The sequence below is a fragment of the Kitasatospora sp. NPDC050543 genome, from assembly GCF_044457565.1.
GTDB lineage: Bacteria > Actinomycetota > Actinomycetes > Streptomycetales > Streptomycetaceae > Kitasatospora.
In genome coordinates, this window is sequence record NZ_JBITGZ010000092.1 from 1 (window position 1) to 1,812 (window position 1,812).

The 1,812-nt window shown below is 74.2% G+C and carries 1 protein-coding gene; it reads right to left on the minus strand.

Features of this window, described 5'->3' with window-relative positions; genetic code table 11:
• Window positions 1–312 precede the first annotated feature (312 nt).
• A partial coding sequence (locus ACIBH3_RS35915; RefSeq protein WP_396316316.1) for a LuxR C-terminal-related transcriptional regulator occupies window positions 313–1,812 on the minus strand: 1,500 nt, incomplete at its 5' end.

Sequence of the window (1,812 nt, forward strand, 5' to 3'; positions counted from 1 at the left end):
TCAGCCCGGTCCAGTTCGAACAGCAGACAGCGGCGTCCCCTAGGATCACCCTCGCCGCATGAAACTCCGGTGTCCACGTCCCGGGGGAAGGCTCACTGGGCGTCGCGGCCGGAGCGGACGACGGGACCAAAGCCACACCAGGGTCGGCTGCGCCTTCTCACCAGTCCGCCCCGGTGCGGGCGCGGCGGATCGCGTGTGGGCGGGACCAGAGCTGTCCGCGGCAGCCCGGCGGTGGGCCAAGGGCCGCGAAGCGATGGGCGATGACGGCGGCGCGCGGCGGCTACCACCTCGATGACCGGAGCCGGCGGTGCGTCAATGGTCGGCCGCGGTCCTCCAGGCGACGATCTGGCTGCGGGTGGTGAAGCCGAGCTTGGCCAGGATGCGGGCGACGTGTCCTTCGGCGGTGCGGGGCGAGACGACGAGTCTGGCGGCGATCTCCTTGTTGGTCAGGCCGAGCGCGACCAGCGTCACCACCTCCGATTCCCGGCGGGTGAGCGGGGCCGGGTCGTGCGCGGTGGCGGCCTCGGGCCGGGCCGGCGTGGTGTCGCGCTCGTGCGCGAAGGCGTGGGCTTCTTCGGGGGTGAGCGCGGCGCCGGCACGGATGGCTGCGCGCAGGGCGGTGCGGCCGAGGCCGTGGTGCAGGAGCGTCCGACAGCGCTCGTGGCCGACTTTCAGCTGGCCCGGGACCTCGGGTGGGCGGCCGGCGGACCGGCGGGCGCTCTGGGCGGCACCGAGCAGGGTGGCGGCGCGTTCACCCCGGTCCTGTTCGGCGGCGCTCCAGGCGAGGACTTCGAGGAACTCCGCTGTGCCGGTAGAGAACTCCCCGGGGTCGCCCCGGTGGGGGGAGACGGGTCTGTTCCGCAGGGCGCGTCGGATCAGCGCGGCGGTGCTGCGCGGGCGGCCCTGGCCCAGGCGTGCGAGGGCTAGGGCCCACAGGGCGTCGGCCGCGGAGCAGTGGGCGTCGTGAGCCCGGCACAGTGCCACGGCCTGCTCCGCGTGGGCGCCGGCGCGGGGGTCTGCGAGGTTGAAGCACGCGATGGTGAGGTGGACCAGGGTGATCACGGCCTCACCCGGGTCGTTCGCCGCGTGGTGCTGGTCGAGGGCGTCCTGAAGCCGGGTGAGCGCCTGGTCGGGGTGCCCTTGGGCGAGCTTCGTCAGGCCTGCCAGGGTGGCAAAGGCGCGGTGGGCGTCCTGGTCGTGGTCGTCCGGCTGCGGCAGCAGCCGGCGCAGTTGTCCGACGCGGGTGTCGGCGGTGGGGGCGTCTCCTTCGAGGAGGGCCAGTCGGCCGTCCAGGGCGAGGGCCCGGGCGCGGGTGCTGGTCGGCTCCTCGTCGGCCGCGAGGCCGTGGGCGAGCCGGGCTCTGGCCTCCCCCGCGGTGCCGGGGGCCAGTGGGTGGCTCCACAGGCGCACGGCGAGCTCCAGGGCGGCGGGTGCCCGCCGCGGGTCGTCCATGGACCGTTGCAGGGCGGCGCACAGGTTGGGGTACTCGGTGTGCAGGCGCTCTCGCCAGGTGCTCTGGCGGGGGCCGAACCAGTCGGCCTCGGCCTGGCGGGCCAGCCGGACGTACCAGTCGCGGTGGCGCTCGTACAGGGTGTGTTGCTGGCCGGATGCGGTGAGCTGCTCGCGTCCGTACTGGCGTGCGGCGGCGGGGAGCCGGTAGCGGGTGCGCGGTCCCCGTTCCTCCAGCGTCAGGACGGACTTGTCGACCAGGGCGGTGAGAAGCCGTTGTCTTATCGGACGTGATCGGCGTATTTCCGCTGGTGAGGCATAGTGCGGGCGGTCGGGCGGCAGGGTTGCTCCATCGGGATCGTC